The organism is Mesorhizobium sp. 128a, from assembly GCF_053848025.1.
On sequence record NZ_JBSPKY010000028.1, the window covers coordinates 1 to 15,564 of the forward strand.

17 protein-coding genes and 1 pseudogene are annotated in these 15,564 nt (G+C 59.5%); 6 read left to right on the forward strand and 12 right to left on the reverse strand.

The features are described from left to right. Positions 1 to 5 precede the first annotated feature (5 nt). Together ACWTU9_RS29930 and ACWTU9_RS29935 are read right to left on the reverse strand one after the other, a co-directional pair. Entirely contained in the window at positions 6 to 275 is a 270-nt protein-coding gene (locus ACWTU9_RS29930; RefSeq protein WP_455861461.1) for an ankyrin repeat domain-containing protein, read from the reverse strand. Continuing rightward, complete coding sequence (locus ACWTU9_RS29935) at positions 242 to 523, reverse strand: ankyrin repeat domain-containing protein (RefSeq protein WP_455861462.1); 282 nt, start codon at positions 521 to 523, stop codon at positions 242 to 244. The genes ACWTU9_RS29930 and ACWTU9_RS29935 overlap by 34 nt, the downstream gene beginning before the upstream one ends. Positions 524 to 1,155: 632 nt before the next feature. Here ACWTU9_RS29935 and ACWTU9_RS29940 point away from each other — a divergent pair. Genes ACWTU9_RS29940 through ACWTU9_RS29955 form a run of 4 tightly spaced genes read left to right on the forward strand, consistent with a single transcriptional unit; the run spans position 1,156 to position 5,748 of the window. Continuing rightward, a complete protein-coding gene (locus tag ACWTU9_RS29940) occupies positions 1,156 to 1,647 on the forward strand; it encodes a Csu type fimbrial protein (protein WP_455861463.1) in 492 nt (163 codons plus the stop codon). Positions 1,648 to 1,686: 39 nt separating this feature from the next. Further along, positions 1,687 to 2,403: a fimbrial biogenesis chaperone gene (locus ACWTU9_RS29945; protein ID WP_455861464.1), complete on the forward strand. Its 717-nt coding sequence runs from the start codon at positions 1,687 to 1,689 to the stop codon at positions 2,401 to 2,403. Beyond that, positions 2,375 to 4,798: a fimbria/pilus outer membrane usher protein gene (locus ACWTU9_RS29950; protein WP_455861465.1), complete on the forward strand. Its 2,424-nt coding sequence runs from the start codon at positions 2,375 to 2,377 to the stop codon at positions 4,796 to 4,798. Before ACWTU9_RS29945 ends, ACWTU9_RS29950 begins: the two co-directional genes overlap by 29 nt. Next, positions 4,789 to 5,748, forward strand: a complete 960-nt coding sequence (locus ACWTU9_RS29955; RefSeq protein WP_455861466.1) for a Csu type fimbrial protein — start codon at positions 4,789 to 4,791, stop codon at positions 5,746 to 5,748. Before ACWTU9_RS29950 ends, ACWTU9_RS29955 begins: the two co-directional genes overlap by 10 nt. 292 nt (positions 5,749 to 6,040) lie before the next feature. Here the strand turns inward: ACWTU9_RS29955 and ACWTU9_RS29960 are convergent, their stop codons facing one another. Further along, positions 6,041 to 6,427 (reverse strand): hypothetical protein, encoded by a 387-nt coding sequence (locus ACWTU9_RS29960; RefSeq protein ID WP_455861467.1) that lies wholly within the window; start codon positions 6,425 to 6,427, stop codon positions 6,041 to 6,043. A 78-nt stretch (positions 6,428 to 6,505) separates the two neighbouring features. Here ACWTU9_RS29960 and ACWTU9_RS29965 point away from each other — a divergent pair, with 78 nt between their 5' ends. Further along, entirely contained in the window at positions 6,506 to 7,426 is a 921-nt protein-coding gene (locus ACWTU9_RS29965) for a LysR family transcriptional regulator (protein WP_455861468.1), read from the forward strand. A 267-nt stretch (positions 7,427 to 7,693) separates the two neighbouring features. On the opposite strand, the gene ACWTU9_RS29970 is transcribed toward ACWTU9_RS29965, so the two are convergent. Beyond that, positions 7,694 to 8,665, reverse strand: a complete 972-nt coding sequence (locus ACWTU9_RS29970; protein ID WP_455861469.1) for a diguanylate cyclase domain-containing protein — start codon at positions 8,663 to 8,665, stop codon at positions 7,694 to 7,696. A 158-nt stretch (positions 8,666 to 8,823) separates the two neighbouring features. Between ACWTU9_RS29970 and ACWTU9_RS29975 the strand changes: the two are divergent. After that, positions 8,824 to 9,117: pseudogene (locus ACWTU9_RS29975) on the forward strand (NAD(P)/FAD-dependent oxidoreductase); the annotation flags it as partial. 69 nt (positions 9,118 to 9,186) lie between these two features. Here the strand turns inward: ACWTU9_RS29975 and ACWTU9_RS29980 are convergent. The 8 genes from ACWTU9_RS29980 to sctL all read right to left on the reverse strand — a co-directional run bounded on the left by ACWTU9_RS29980 (position 9,187) and on the right by sctL (position 15,563). Continuing rightward, positions 9,187 to 10,053, reverse strand: coding sequence for a D-glutamate cyclase family protein (locus tag ACWTU9_RS29980; RefSeq protein ID WP_455861470.1), 867 nt, complete (start codon positions 10,051 to 10,053; stop codon positions 9,187 to 9,189). 170 nt (positions 10,054 to 10,223) lie between these two features. Further along, a complete protein-coding gene (gene sctT, locus ACWTU9_RS29985) occupies positions 10,224 to 11,039 on the reverse strand; it encodes a type III secretion system export apparatus subunit SctT (protein WP_455861471.1) in 816 nt (271 codons plus the stop codon). A gap of 9 nt (positions 11,040 to 11,048) precedes the next feature. After that, a complete protein-coding gene (locus ACWTU9_RS29990; protein WP_023758730.1) occupies positions 11,049 to 11,318 on the reverse strand; it encodes an EscS/YscS/HrcS family type III secretion system export apparatus protein in 270 nt (89 codons plus the stop codon). A 15-nt stretch (positions 11,319 to 11,333) separates the two neighbouring features. Further along, complete coding sequence (sctR, locus tag ACWTU9_RS29995) at positions 11,334 to 11,987, reverse strand: type III secretion system export apparatus subunit SctR (protein WP_454577514.1); 654 nt, start codon at positions 11,985 to 11,987, stop codon at positions 11,334 to 11,336. Further along, on the reverse strand, positions 11,980 to 13,086 hold the full coding sequence (gene sctQ, locus ACWTU9_RS30000) for a type III secretion system cytoplasmic ring protein SctQ (RefSeq protein WP_455861472.1): 1,107 nt from the start codon (positions 13,084 to 13,086) through the stop codon (positions 11,980 to 11,982). The genes sctR and sctQ overlap by 8 nt, the downstream gene beginning before the upstream one ends. 29 nt (positions 13,087 to 13,115) lie before the next feature. Continuing rightward, a complete protein-coding gene (locus ACWTU9_RS30005; protein WP_455861473.1) occupies positions 13,116 to 13,604 on the reverse strand; it encodes a hypothetical protein in 489 nt (162 codons plus the stop codon). Continuing rightward, a complete protein-coding gene (locus ACWTU9_RS30010; RefSeq protein ID WP_455861474.1) occupies positions 13,591 to 14,949 on the reverse strand; it encodes a FliI/YscN family ATPase in 1,359 nt (452 codons plus the stop codon). The genes ACWTU9_RS30005 and ACWTU9_RS30010 overlap by 14 nt, the downstream gene beginning before the upstream one ends. Continuing rightward, positions 14,946 to 15,563 (reverse strand): type III secretion system stator protein SctL, encoded by a 618-nt coding sequence (gene sctL, locus ACWTU9_RS30015; RefSeq protein WP_455861475.1) that lies wholly within the window; start codon positions 15,561 to 15,563, stop codon positions 14,946 to 14,948. The genes ACWTU9_RS30010 and sctL overlap by 4 nt, the downstream gene beginning before the upstream one ends. Position 15,564: the final 1 nt, after the last annotated feature.

Below are 15,564 nucleotides of genomic sequence, written 5' to 3' on the forward strand. Positions count from 1 at the left end.
CGTAATTACTGAAATCGCTGTCCGCGAATTAGCGGAATGGGTGTCCGCGAATTTCTGAAACACGCAGTTTTGCCAAATGGAGCGGCGTTTTTGCCGTCCTTCGTCTTCGCATTCACGTCCGCGCCGGTCTCGACCAGTGCCTTTACGCAGTCGAGACAACCGGCAGTGACGGCGATGTGGATGGCGTTTTCGCGGTTGCGCGGCGAATTCGGATTTGCGCCGGCGTCCTGCAACAGTTTGATCAGATCGATCCTGCGTTTAGCCAAAGCCGGCATGAGAGCAGGACCCAAGGCTGGCGTCGGGGCGGCGTTGCGTCGGCACCGCGTTCTATGAGCAGTTTTGCTACCGCGAGACGCCCGGCTCTGACAGCAAGATAGAGTGGTGTCCCGCTCCCGTCGCTTTCATCGACACCGATACCCGAGTCGAGTGCTGCCGCGACCGCCGCAACGTCGCCCTTCTTGGCGGCGTCATGAATGGCTGCCGCCTGCGATGTCAGCGGAGCAAACAGAAACACATCAACCACAGCATTCCAGCGCGCATAGTTGCCTCCCGGCAGCTTCAGATGCGAGCGACGGCGAGCGCGATCAAACTTTGCGCCTCCAGAAGAATATTAGCAATATCTAAACGAAGGCACCCTGGTCTCGGGCGGGCCGCAGCTAGCGGACCGCCGAATCAGATCCACTAAATGCCTGCATGCTGGGTTGCCGATATGTTTCGTCATCGTGGTTTGTGGCCTTGAGAAGCGGGGCGACTTTCACCTTGTGCTATTGACAACCGGGCACAACTTTCACGGCAGTTCAATAAACTAGGAAGTTGCCTTTTTCGTCCCGCTGAACAGATCTAAACGATAGATGTCGGGGAGAAATATGAACAATAGTGTAGCAAAAATTGGAAAGCGCCTTAATATACGTCTGAGAATTTTAGCGTCAATAATAATTCTTCCAGCTCAATTTGAGAATTATTAAAGCTTCTAGAGTGCATTAACTCTGATTATCTTATGTTTCTTTCAACCTACTCATCGAAGCGGAACCGAGGTATGGGCTTGTGCCAGATTAACGAAATAGTTATACACACATGAGACATCGGCGGGTGGCGGGCATAGCAATCTTGACTTTCGCGTATATGCGCGGATAGCGGGAACCAGCGGAGCGTCGCATGCGCGGAACCAAGTCTCTTGCCATCCTTTCAGCTCTGTTGCTGACTTCTCACCCTTCGTTTGCGGCCACGGCCACCGGCAACATGGCCGTCCGGATAACGATCCAGGCCGAATGCAAGGTTCAGACAGCGACCGATCTGGACTTCGGCACGAAGGGCGTCATTGATGCCAATGTCGACCAGACGAGCACCATCTCGGTGCAATGCACCAACAGCACACCCTACAACGTTGGTTTGGGCGTTGGCGCCGGCGCGGGCGCAACGACGGCGGTTCGCAAAATGACGGGGCCGGCGTCGGCCGTCGTCAACTACACGCTGTACCGCGATGCGGCGCGAACCCAGCTTTGGGGGATCACCGTTGGAACCGACACGGTAGCCGGAACCGGTAACGGCGCGGCTCAACCGCTCACGGTATACGGTCGCGTGCCTGCGCAGACAACTCCGGGCGCTGGCGTTTACAGCGACACAGTGCAAATCACCGTCACTTATTGAACGTCCGAAACCTATTGACCAACTGAACAAGGAGGTCACATGCGTTCTATGCTGGTAAGCATCGGCGCTGCAGCATTTCTGTTGGCTGGCAGCGTCCTCTCCGAAGCCGCCTCTTTGAGAGTGGCACCAACAAATCTGGAACTCCTGGCACCCGACAGCGCATCCGTACTAAATTTGAAAAATGATGCGAAGCGGCCGATCAACGTCCAGGTGCGTGTTTTCCGCTGGACCCAGGAGGGCGGGGCTGAACGTCTTGAGCCTACCAACGCGGTGGTGGCCAGCCCCCCAGCCACGACACTAGGTCCAGGCGCCGATTATGTGGTGCGCATCGTTCGGGTATCAAAGACACCCGTTGCGGCAGAGGAAAGCTACCGGGTGATAGTCGATGAGCTCCCGGACCCGTCGTTGAAGAAAGCCGGAACAGTGAATCTCGTGCTTCGGTATTCTGTCCCGGTTTTCTTTAGGAACCCGGACGCATCAGCTCCAAAGGTCTCCTGGAGTCTGTCGCGCCATGGCGGTGCGCTGGTGCTAACTGCTCGGAATTCGGGTGACAGCCGGCTCAGGATATCGGACCTGAAGCTCACGCAAGGCGGGAGGAGGCTTAGTAGCCGTCGGGGCCTGGTTGGCTACGTGTTGGGCGGCGCGACCATGCAGTGGCCGATACCGGGGAAATCGCCATCGAACGGGGCGGTTGCGCTCTCGGCCGAGAGCGATTTTGGACCGTTCGATGCCGATGTCGCAGTCAAGGGCCGTTAGGATCGCGATCGCTGTCGTCCTAGCTATTTTCTCATCCTCACCGGTCAACGCAGAAGATTTGTTACCGGAGCCTAAGGCGACCGAATCCAACACGGCCCCAACCGAGGGCCGTGACCTTCATCTTGAGGTCTTTATCAACGACGCCTCCACGAAATTGATCGGGGCCTTTAAACAGCTGCCGGACGGGGGGCTGGCGGCGACACCCGACGAGTTGCGAGAAGTTGGACTGAAGCCCATCGACGCGGCTATTGACGCCAATGGGCTGGTGCGTGTCGATCAGCTTCCTGACGTCTCCTTTCAAATCGATGAGGCGACGCAGCGGCTTTATGTGAGGACCACGGATGAAGCACGCTCCGCACGCGTCATCGATATTTCCACCCCGGAAAAGCAGGATCGCATAAAACCGCAATCGGGGTACGGCGGTGTCTTGAACTACACGCTGTTTGCCAGCACCGACGACCTGATGGATCGGACCGCGCAGCTCTTTCGAGGCGTTTCGGGAGGGTTCGACGCGCGCCTCTTCAGCCCCTATGGCACGTTGAGTCAAGGCTTCATCGCCAGTCTGACCGACGGCAACTTCGATGGCCTGACGCGGCTGAACACGACCTGGAGCTATTCTGATCCCGAGAGGCTGCGGACCTATCGGGCCGGGGATTTTGTCTCCGGTGGTCTGTCGTGGACGCGGCCAGTCTATCTCGGTGGGCTTCAGGTGCAGCGCAATTTCTCGCTGCGCTCCGACCTCGTGACCTTACCGCTTCCGAGCTTCTCTGGAACGGCAGCGGTTCCTTCTACCCTTGAGGTCTATGCCCAGAACGTCAAAACCTACACAAGCGACATTCCTGCCGGGCCGTTCCAGGTAACCAATCTGCCCGTGTTTACAGGATCGGGCCAAGCGCAGATCGTGTTGCGAGACAGTCTCGGGCGAGAGACGACAGCAACCTTACCATTCTACAATTCAAGCATGCTTTTGCGACAGGGGCTTCTCGATTTCTCGGCAGAAATTGGGTACCCGCGGCGCAATTTCGGAATCGAATCCGACGACTATGACAATCGCATCTATGGTTCACTAAGTGCCCGTTACGGGCAGACCAATTCCCTCACCCTGGAAGGCCATTTTGAAGCGGGCCAAGACCTCGTCAATGGCGGCGCCGGCGCCGCATTCCCCCTGGGCGCATATGGAGCGGCGTCGATTGCGGCTGCCATCAGCCATTCAGGGGGGCAGACAGGCGGCCTCGTCAACGCATCGATCGAATTGAACCATGAAGGCTGGACCGTCTACGGGCGCATCCAACATGCTTTCGGAGACTATCAGGATATCGCGTCGGTCACTGCCGAAGCGAATTTGATACCGGGCCCCGGCGAATTGCCGATCTTCAGCACCCGCGTTCCAAGGGCACTCTCACAGGTGACGCTCGGCGTGCCTCTTCCGATCGATTTCTCAAGTCTCAATCTGTCATATGCGCAAATCGAAAGCGCGGAAAGCGAGAAAAGCCAAATCGTTGGGCTCTCCTACAGCCAGCAGGTGTTCAAGGACAGCACCGTGTATGCATCCGCGTTTGCCGACCTGGACGACAAGAAGAGCTTTGGGGTTTTTGCCGGCATCTCGGTCCCGATCGGCAGGGACGTCACCGCTTCGACCGGCGTGGAGCAAGGGCCCGATGGCGCGTCGGTCGTAGCCGATATCGCCAAATCCGAGAAGCTCGAAAATGGCAGTATCGGCTGGCGCGCCAGGACGTCGGAGGGTGATACGGCAGCTCGCGCGGCAGCCGTCAGCTACCGCTCGCCGTGGGCCCGTTTCGAAGCAGGTGTCCAGCAATACGACAAAAGTGTCCGAGGAACCGCCCAGGTCGATGGCGCTGTTGCCGTGGCCGGCGGCGGCGTTTTCCTGGCCAACCGTATCGATGATGCGTTCGCGGTGGTCGATGTCGGCGTTGCGGGTGTCGAGATCCAACATCAGAACAGGCCGGTCGGTGTCAGCAATCGGCAGGGCAAACTCCTGGTGCCCGACCTCAACTCCTACGAACCCAACACGATTTCTATCGATCCCAAGAACCTTCCGGTCGATGCCAATGTCCCAGAGACACGGGAAGTGGTCGAGCCGGCTGATCGCAGCGGCGTCGTTCTTGATTTTGGGGTCTCGGACAAGTCAGAGGCGGCGCTTGTGTCCTTCGTCGATGCTCAAGGCAAGGCACTTTCCGTTGGGGCGAAGGGCCATATCGAAGGTGCCAAGGAGGAGTTCGTCATCGGCTACGAGGGCGAGACCTACATCCAGGGGCTGCAAGCACGCAATCTCACCGCCATCGATTTCGATGACGGCACTTCTTGTCGGGCGGAGTTTTCATATCGGCCGGCCCCGGGCACGCAGGTGGCAATCAGGAACGTGAAATGTCAGTGAAGATCCCACAACGGTTCCTTCGCTTAGTCGTTGCTGGCCTCATCTGCCTTATGCCGGTGGCAGCCTCGGCGCAAAGCTGCAGCTTCGGCGTGTCCGACATGAGTTTTGGACAAGTTGGTACGCTGGGAGGGGCTCAGACCAACTCCACGGCGACGATGAGCGTCAATTGCAGTGGCACGCCAGCAACGCGCATTCTGATCTGTCCGAATATCGGTATTGGCAGTGGTGGGGCAACGGCATCTTCAAGGCAGATGCTCAGCGGTTCCAACATTCTGAACTATCAGCTCTATTCAGATTCCGCGCGTAGCGTCGTTTGGGGCGCATACTTCTGGCCTTATACAGCACGCGCGCCGGCCTTCGCGCTGACGCTTGGTGGTTTGGGTACAGGCACTGGAAGCGCCACGATTTATGGCGCGGTTCTCGGCAGTCAGGGGACAGCCCCGACAGGTAGCTATCTCTCGAGCTTTTCCGGTAGCAATGTCGAATTCCGTTACCGATATACGACATCGAATTCTTGCGGCACCGGAACTGGCACCATCGCGCGGCCGAGCTTCAACGTTACAGCGACAGTTGCCGCAAACTGTTTGGTCGTCGCCCAGAATATCGATTTTGGACCCAAAGGCGTGCTGAGCAATAACGTCGACGCGTCCGGTCAAGTCTCTGTGACATGCACGCCGGGCACAGCTTACACCGTGAGTCTGGGAAATGGTCTAACGGGCACAGGCCCCACTGCGAGACTGATGACGCTTGGCGGTCAGGCGGTCACCTACGGGCTGTATAGAGATACAAATCGCAGCCAGCCGTGGGGCAACACGATCGGCACAAACACAGTGGCCGGCACAGGAACGGGGGCGGCGCAGAATCTCCCGGTATATGGCCGCGTGCCGCCGCAAACGACACCTGCGCCGGGCGTCTACACTGATACGGTGGTGGTTACCGTAACCTACTAAACCCCACGAAGACGCATAAGCACACAATCAGGCAATGCTCGGCCCTATGCTGCTTCATCCCTGGTGCAGCGGCGACGGAAATGGCCAAGCATCTCGTGGATTTCTCTGCATTCGGTTGGGGTCGCATCACTGTGCTGAGCGCAGCCGGCACGCTCTGCTGCTAGCGTAACCCAATGCGCCCGCGTCATCTTCTATGTGGACCGGACCCCGTACGGCACAACATTTGGCGGTGGCACTTGCGAAGGTGGCAGTCGGTTGTTTTACCGAAGACGGTTTAGGTAAAAAATTAGTCTCAAGACATGTTGAAGACGACCCAGGCAAGCAATGCTGATTGAACTACTCCAAGAAAAATAGGACCCCAAGTCGTGCGGGCATTCCGCAATTGCGTCCCGACATAGCCGTCCAACAATTGGAGCAGCGCGGACAGCGCGCTGAGCCAAAGCACCGCAATCAAAGGAGCCCAGACCTCAGCAGCGATGGTGACGATGGCTATCGGTATTGTGCGGGCTAAGGTGTAAAGAGCAAAGATCCGGCTGGATTCCGCTTGCGGTCCGGGGGCAACCAAGGTTGGCCGCACCAGACCGGCGATAGCAAAGAAGGCAACGCCGAGGACGTTGATGATAGTGATCGTATATAGGGCGGTTAGCATGTGCTCTCCTTGAACAGAAATCATCGCCATTGCTGCGCTCCGTGTTTGCAACGGGCCTTATGTCGAATCTCATTTCATAAATCCAATTGATTATTGTAATAAAGGTATATGCACGAAATCGATCTCCGCCGCGTCGACCTCAACCTGCTGGTCGTATTTGAGACCCTCATGCGGCAACGGCACGTCGGCCGCTCGGGCGAGAGTCTCGGCTTGACCCAGCCGGCGGTGAGCCATGCCCTGTCGCGGCTGCGCCACCTGTTGGGCGATCCGCTTTTCGTGAGGCATGCCGGGGGGATCAGACCAACGCCGCGGGCGGAGGCGCTGGATGCGCCGATCGGTCATGCACTAGCAGCTGTGCGCACCGCGCTGGCCGATGCCAGCAGCGTCGCCTTTGATCCTGCTCGCGCGGTTCGCACAGTGTCGATCGGGGCCTCAGACTATGCGGATTTGGTGCTGATGCCGGCCTTCATGGCCGAGGTGCGCGCCTCCGCGCCCGGACTCGATATTCGTCGGCGGCCGACCAGCCGGGAGGCCCTGCTTGGCGATCTAAGGCGCCGCGACATCGATCTGGTGATCGGTCCGCTCGCTGCGGCGCCGAATGGCTTGGTCCTGACGCCCCTCTTCACCGAGCATCTGGTGCTGGTGGCCCGAAAGGGCCACCCGGTCCTAGCCGCCGAGATGTCACTGAAGACGCTCGCCGGGCTCGACCATCTGCTGGTCTCGCTAGGCGGCGATGCGACCGGCAGTCTTGACGAGCGCCTAGGCGAGGCCGGCCTTTCCCGGCGCGTCGTCATGACCGTTCCGAATTTTCTGGCGGCGCCCTTTATCGTGGGGGCGACAGACCTCGTCGCCCTGCTGGCCGAGCGCGTGGCGCGGCGGCTCGCTGACGCCGCAGCCATCGCCATTCATCCGCAACCGGCCCCGGGCTCGATCTGGTCCATCGGCCTTGCGCGTCTGGCCGGTGCCGCACCAGATCCGGCCATAGATTGGATCGCCGCAAAGGCGGCAAAGGTTGCCGCAACAATCTAGGCTCAGGACTCATTGATGAAGAGCCAGAAGATTACGGTTGCTGCGATGCAGATCGCGGACATGAAGGTGTGGGCACATCGATCATAGCGAGTGTGGATTCGCTGCCAATCCTCGAGCCTGCGTTCCGAACACGATATCCTCATCAACGATAATGTTGAGATGTTGAACTGGTAGCCAAGCCGCATTTCCTGTGTCGGAAGCACTCGACAGGACCCCAAGACCTAGTGCCGCAGCGGTTGTTGATTCAGGCCGCCCTGTCGGCGCCTTTCACTTCTCTTCGTAAAAACTGAATGTGCCGCGACCGCCGTGCTTGCTCTGGTAGAGTGCCAGGTCGGCTTTCCGCAACAGGTCGTCTAATGACAATCCATCGTCGGGCGCAACGGAGATTCCGACGCTGGTGCCGATCGAGACCGACTGCCCACACACAGCGAAAGGTTCGTGCATGGCGGCCACCAGACGACGTGCAAGGACCCCGGCATCGGACCGCCGATGAATGTCGGTCTGCACGATGGCGAACTCATCGCCCCCAAGCCGAGCTACCGTATCGTGATCGCGAACCGTGGAACGCAGTCGTTCGGCAACCTGTTTGAGAAGTTCATCTCCCGCCTGGTGCCCAAGCTGGTCGTTGACCGGCTTGAACCGATCAAGGTCCAGACACAAGACCGCCATGGTGCCATCGCGCTTCGTCTTTGCGATTGCCTGCTGCAGACGATCGTTGAACAGCGCCCGATTGGGAAGATCGGTCAAGTGATCGTGGTGGGCCATATGGGTAACGAGTTCCTGGTTGCGCCGCTGCTCCGTCACATCAAGGTATGTTGTTACGAATCCTCCCCCGCTGAGGGGAACGCCGCGCACTTCGAGCACCATGCCGTTGGGTCGCGTCCGTTGATAGCTATGCGGCGTTCGCTGTTTGGCCAATTCCAGCCGCGATGCGACATGATCGTCGATCAAGCCTGGACCGTATTCCCCCCTCTCGGCATTGAAACGGAACAAATTCTCCATGGTCGGATAACCGTTGCGGAACAGATCCGGAGGGTAGTCCAGCATCGACCTTTGCTGGTCGTTGCAGAGAACCATCCGCAAATCGTCGTCGAACAGGGAGATGCCGCCGGGAAAATTGTCGACCACCGCCTCCAGAAGTCGGACTCTTTCCCGCAGAGACTGCTCTGATGCGCTGATATGTTGTGGTTCGCTCGATCCGAAGTCTGTCGGCGCATCCGATTGGCGCAATGCTGGCATAAGGCTTCTCTCGTTGAGGGATGGCTTCCCTGCCAACGAAATACGCCAAAAGTCTTTATATCACGTTTCCCTAAAATACCGCTGTTGCCAGTGGCTACCCGGCCTTCGACTGCAACTTAGAACGACCCGGGAATGCTAAATTAGGGAAGTCAGGTGCGGATTATGGCGCCTATCTGCGCCAAGTCGAGCGGGGCAACATCGTCTTCGGTGGAGCGGCCGATAGGGTGCCGGTGGACTTGGTTCCCGGCCACGCGACCGCCGACCCCACGTGCCTTCCGGCACAGTTGCGAGCCGTCGCGCGGCTGCTGCCGGCAATCGCAAAGGTCGCCGTCATCCGCACCTGGTCCGGCTGCGAAGGCTATGTGCGGGATATGCTGCCGGTCATGGGACGCTCGGCGACGACGCCAGGCTTGTTCCACGCCTTCGGCTTCAGCGGACATGGGTTCCAACTTGAATGACAATTTGCTTTAGCCAAACACAGGCACCGTCGAGCGGACCGTCAAATATTCGAGCTTTTGATTTCATTGACCAATTTCCACCGATTGGCTATTCCATGCTTTTCGCAGACTATCGACAGGACCGGCATGCGCTTGAGCATCCACGTCGGTGATCAGCATGTGTCCGGGCGACACTGTGATCGAAATCGCGAGTTCGGCACGAGCAAGTGCGTCCTGGGCGGTCAGGCTGCTGGCCCAGAAAACAGGGACCTCTCCTTCCAGGATTTCGACCGCATCGCCCCAGTCGGGAGCCATCAAGTCGCTTATGCCGATGATCGCGGGCTCTCCGACATGGATGGGAGAGCCGTGGGCTTGCGGGAAGCGTGCGGTAAGCGCGCGAACCTTGTCGACGTCGCACTGTTTCACCGGCCGCATCGAGACAACCATTTCGCCACCAAACGGTCCGACGCGGCACGTCTCGATTCTGGTTCGAAACTTGGGCGAGGCTTTGCCGCAGCCGATGCGACGGAGTTTCACGCCCTTTTCGGCAAGTGCAGCTTCGACGGTAAGCGAACTGCCGAGCGCGAAAGCGGCGAAGTCATCCCGCCACAGGTCGATAATGTCCGTTTTCTGGCAGATCATCTCCCCGAAACAATAGATGTTGTACTGGGGCGCATCGGTGCGGATATCGATATCACCCAGGCCTGGGAGCAATGGGCTGCCGGTACGGCTCACGCCCACCAAAGGACAGGGCTTCGGATTGCGGACGCAAAACTGATGAAAATCGCCGGCGAAGCTGCGAGGCACAATCGCAACATTGGCCTGAAGCTTGCCGCGCGCAAGCCCTCCCGTATGCCCTTCATAGGCGCCCATTCTGACCAGTCTGCGCAGCCTGTCTGCATCGACCAGTCGCAAATCCTCATAGATCAATGAAGTGGTTTGGCGAGCCATGGATTCCGATGCGTATGCATGTTCAGAGACACGTCGAGAGCGCGTAAGATCATCGACGGGTCAGCCGCTTGTCAAATTATCAGAATCTTTCCTCGTCGATAAATTGTATTTATTGGTCGACCAACCGGCGCCTCTGTTATTATTAGCAATTACTCATAAAGCTTCCGCTCTCATTGACAGCTACGGCAGCCGATCGCTTCTATCTGACGGCCTGCCTCGTGCAAAAAGCCAAGGTCGCGGTTCATGTAGAAGAGCAGGAAAGCCGCATAGAGGACAAAGACGAGGCTGAAAACCAGCGTCTTGACGACCAGCGAAAGCGCAAAAACATTCAGGTGCGGCGAGGCGCGCGCCAGGAAGGCCAACACAATGTCGGACAGGAGCATACTGATGACGAGCGGGAACACGAGGGTCAGCGCCATCATTACAATGCGGTTCAGCAGACCGAGGAAGATTCCGGCTGCATCCTTGCTGAATACGGGCAGAAGTTGGTCGATCGGCCAAACGCCATAGCTGTCGTAGAGGCTGGTCAGGGAAAGTTGCAGGCCGCCGGCCGCGAGGTAGACCGTGACCATGATGACGGCGAGCAAGGTGCCGGTAGCACTCGTCTCATGGGTCATCATCGGATCGATCAGGGTTCCCATCGTGGAACCGCGCTGCAGGTCCACGATATCGCCCGCAGCCTCCGCCGCCCAGAACGGTATGCCCATTGCCAGCCCGAGCGTCACCCCGACAACGACCTCCTTGAGCATATACAGAACGATCATCGTTGTCGTGATGTCGGTGTTCGTCAGCCTGGTCACGATCATCGGAAAGACCGGAACCGCCAACGCCAGAGCCACGCCATTGCGCAGAAGCCCAGATAGCGGCACGCGCGAAAAGATCGGCATCAGGAGCATGAAACCGGTCAGGCGTGCGAGCGCGAAAGCCCCTGCCAGAAGATAGAACTGAAGCTCTCTGACCGACGCGAAGATTGGTTCGACCGGCATCCGCGTGCCTCACCGCGTGACGACGGGGAATTCGTCGAGCGCTGTCGAGGCCTGCTCCGCGATCTGCTGGCCGAGCAACGGGCCGAAGACGATGATGACCAACAGGATCACGACGAGCTTGATCGTCTGCGGCAGCGACTGGTCCTGAATCTGCGTCAGCGCCTGGGCGAGACCGACTAGGATGCCGACAGCCAGCGCCGCGATTATCGCCGGACTGGACGCGAGCAACACCGTCAGAAGCGCGCTTTGGACCTTCGCCAGGATGAAGTCATTGCTCATGCAAACCCCGCGGTGTCAGCCGTAACTCAAGATGAGGCCATGCATCAGCCGCGACCAGCCATCAATGGCGACGAAAAGGAACAGTTTCAGCGGAATCGAAATGAGAACCGGCGAGACCATGATCATGCCGAGCGTCATCAGAACGTTCGCAACAACGATGTCGATGATGAGGAAAGGAAGATAAAGCAGGAAGCCAATCTCAAAGGCGCGGGTAAGCTCCGATGCGACAAAGGCGGGAACAAGGATCGAGAGATCGTCGTCCTTGAGATTTTGCCGCGCCTGTTCCGGCCACAGGCGACTGGTGCCGTCGAGAAAGAACCGCCGTTCTTCCGGCTGGGTGAATTTCATGAGATGTCGCTGCAATGGTTCCCTGACCAGTTGCGCGGCCCTGGCAAGGTCGTCCGTGGTCTGGAACTGAACCTGCCCCTCCTGAAGCCGGCCCGACATTTCGCTCAGCAACGGCGTGGTGACATAGACCGTAAGCACGAGCGCTATTCCGTAGAGCACCAGATTGGGCGGCATCTGCTGGACGCCAAGCGCGTTGCGGACGAGAAACAGCACGACCGAAATTTTCAAGAAGCCCGTCATTGTGACGACGGCCAGCGGCAGCAAGCCGACGAAGCCGACAGCGATCAGAATCCCAAGCAGGTTGGGCGAATTCTCAAGCATTGTCGAACATACGGACGATCCGTACGCCCAGGTTTTCCCCAATCCGCACGATCTCGCCACGACCAACACGCTTGCCGTTGGCTATGATGTCGACAGTCTCGTCCGTCACATCGGCGAGCGGAACGATGGCTCCGGGCGCAAGCTGCCTGACTTCCCCGAGAGCCATTGCCGTGCGGCCGATCTCGAAGGCAAGCGCGACCGGCAACTCGTCCAGGGTCGACTCTTCCAATGTCTGCCCGGATGGCGGCGGCGTGTTCTGATTCATGGTCCACTCCCAATTCGATCCAGCGATTGCAGTCGGCGCGGCAAGCAATTGCGGCCCACCGGCAGTCAAGGTCACCGGCGCATAAAGGCGCTCGGCAATGACGAGTGCCGCCATGCGTTCTTCCTCGACATCCCTGAAAAGCACCACATCGCCGGGCTGCAGGCTTTGAAGCTCGCCAAGGGTGATCGTCAGCGCGCCACGCCGAAGGCAGACCGACAGCGGGAATTCGGCCGGGATCGGGGGCGTCTCTTTGCCGATCTCGTCGAGAAGGCGGCCGATCCGCGCCGCCAGTCCGGCGTCAGTCGTGTTCAACACGCAGTCTATGGTTTCGCCGTTGCCGACCATGACAAAAGCGAACGGGGTTTGCTCCGAGATCGTATCTCTTCGTTCGACCGACGTGAGCGCGATCCTCTCACCCAGCTTGCCCTCGATCCTTTCGAGGTCCTCTTCGAATACGGATTCCAGCAGCAGTGCAGCGTGAGTGGGCGCCAGTCGTTTCATGTCGACCACGTCGTCCGCCTTGGCGAAGGCCCGTTCGACGACAGAAAGCGGCAGGCGCAATTTGGCGACCTTGTCTGCGACGGTGAACGCAATCGTGCACAGCCGCTGGTCCGCGGGGTTCGCCGCCGGCCAGACGGCAGCGATCGCCATTGCCTTCCCCGCGATGGTGATCTGCGCGGGAGCGCGGCGGCGGTAGAAGGCGTTCAATGCCCCCACTTCCACGGCCGCGACAGATTCCAACGTCAGCCGTTCGCCGACACCCGGCAGTCTGGCCGTTTGTTTCACCGATTTTCCGCGCGCTTTCGTTTTTGCCGACGCCAGGGCCTGAGGCATTACACTTCCATATCCACGATCACGGATGGCTATTGTTCTGTAGGCAAGCGCAGCGGAGCGCGTTCCTCTTCCTCGACAAGCTCGGAAAGAGCCAGGCGACGGCGCGCGTTGCGTTTGGTCAGATGCTCCAACAGTCCATCCAGCTTCGTCACGGCCTTCATGCTCGCACGATGATCATTGCGGGCTGCCGACAACTCCTGTTCCCGTCGCTCCTGGGCGGCACCGGCAATCTTCTCGTTTTCGCGCAACTGTTCGGTTTTTCTGGCGGCGACTTCAAAACGCCCCTGAAGCCGATGGAGGCTGGCAGCCTTTACCGGCTGCCCAACCAGCGAACCGAACGCTGCCTCTTCTGCGTCAACCGTGCGCTGGAGGTGTTCAGTGACCGCGGCGGTCGCCGCCTGAACCTCCTTCGCGGCCCGGTGCGCAGCCGCGTGCCTTCTGATCACGCCTTCCTTCGCGCGTTCTTCCCGGCGGCGTCTGAGGTCGCGCAATCGAGCGATCATGTCACGATCTTTCATTGACGATTTCCCGCATGAGTTGGCGCGTCTTCTCGATGCTCTCGTGTGTGGCAGAGGCCTGTCGCAGAAAGGCATTGATGGCATCGATTTTCGCCACCGCCTCGTCCGCCACGGCATCGCTGCCCTTCTCGTATTCACCGACCCGCAGGAGAAGTTCGATATCGGCGTAGCGGGCAAGCAACTCACGCAGGTGGCTGGCGTCAGACCGATGTGCCGGAGGTACAACCGCATCCATGAGGCGGCTTCGGCTGCGCAAGACGTCGATGGCCGGGAAGTGATTCCGCTGCGCGAGTTCGTTCGACAGGAAGACATGGCCATCGAGGAGCGCCTGAATTTCCTCGGCGACAGGATCCAGCGTGCCGTCGCCTTCCAGAAGAACGCTGTAGAGGCTTGTGATGGAACCGACGCGGCCGGGGCCTGATCGCTCGAGCAGGCGCGGCAAGACCGCGAACAGCGAAGATGGAAAGCCGCGACGTGTCGGTGGCTCGCCCGAGGCCAGGCCAATCTCGCGCTGCGCACGGGCAAACCGCGTTATGTTGTCCATCGCAAGCAGCACGTGCTTGCCCTGGTCACGAAAATATTCGGCAATGCTGGTCGCCACATAGGCGGCCTTGACGCGCTCGATGGCAGGCCGGTCGGAGGTCGCGACAACGACGATTGCGCGCTGCCGCCCTTGCGGCCCAAGCTGATGTTCGAGGAACTCGCGCACTTCACGTCCGCGCTCTCCGACAAGGGCGACCACGGCAACATCGGCATCGGTACCGCTGACGATGTCGGAAAGCAGGATCGACTTGCCGACGCCAGGTTCGCCGAAGATGCCGACGCGCTGGCCACGCGCGCAGGTGAGCAGCCCGTCAAGGGCGCGGATTCCGAGCTGGATCGGCTCGGAAATCAAACTGCGTTCGAGCGGAGACGGCGGATAGGCGTTGACCGGATAGCTGCCGGTAATGCCATCCGGCGAAAGCGGCTTGCCATCCAAGGGTTCGCCGAGCGCACTGATCACCCGACCAAGAAGCCCGGGACCAACGGGCACACGCTGGTCCTTTCCGGTCGCAACGACCTCTGTCAGGCTTGAAAGACCGTTCAGATCGCCCAGCGGAACAAGGATCGCCATTTCGTCCATGAGGCCTACGACTTCCGCCTTGGTCGTCTTGCCGGTCCTGGGGTCGACCAGTTCGCATATCTCGCCGATCCGGGCCTCCTCCACGGTCGCATGGATGACCGTGCCGATGACCCGCCGCACACGGCCCTTCCTGGGCCGGCTGGCGTCGTCGCGGAGGGCGGAACGCAGGTTGGGAATGACGGAAGCCAGACGGCGTTCGATATCAACAGCGGGCTCTGTCATGGAACCTGCGCCTTTGACGCGTTCGCGGCAGCGATAGCCTGGAGCTGTGCGTCGATGCTCGCATCGACGACGGCAAAGTCAGTCGAAACGATGCAGGCGCCGGTTGCCAATGCGTCATCAGCGTCGATCTCGACCGTCATGCCGAGAACACCCTCGCGCAGGACCGCGTCCAGCGTATCGCGAACCCTGTCGACGGAAGCGGGATGAACTCGGACTTTCAGATATTTGGCGCGGCGAATTTCAGTCACAGCCTGCCTTGCGGCACTGGCGACAAGCGTGCTGACATCGAATTCTCCAAGCATTCGCCTGACGACATCGAGGGCCAGGCTGATGACTTCGGCTTCCAACCCGCCAAAATAGCGATCCACCTTGACCGCCGTCTCGCTCATCAACCGCGTGGCGTCCGCATCGCCTTGCGCCTTGCCGTCCTCATAGCCCTGCGCATATTCAGCCGCATAGGCTCGCCGAGCGGCGTCACGCAACTGCTGCGCATCGCGTCTTGCTTCATCGAGAAAGGCATGCCCGTCTTGCAGCGCGCGCACCTCGGCAGCGCGCAGGATCCGGGCGTAAGGTCGCCTCGGCACGGCATCGGTCGCTTTGCCAGGTTCGGCCATC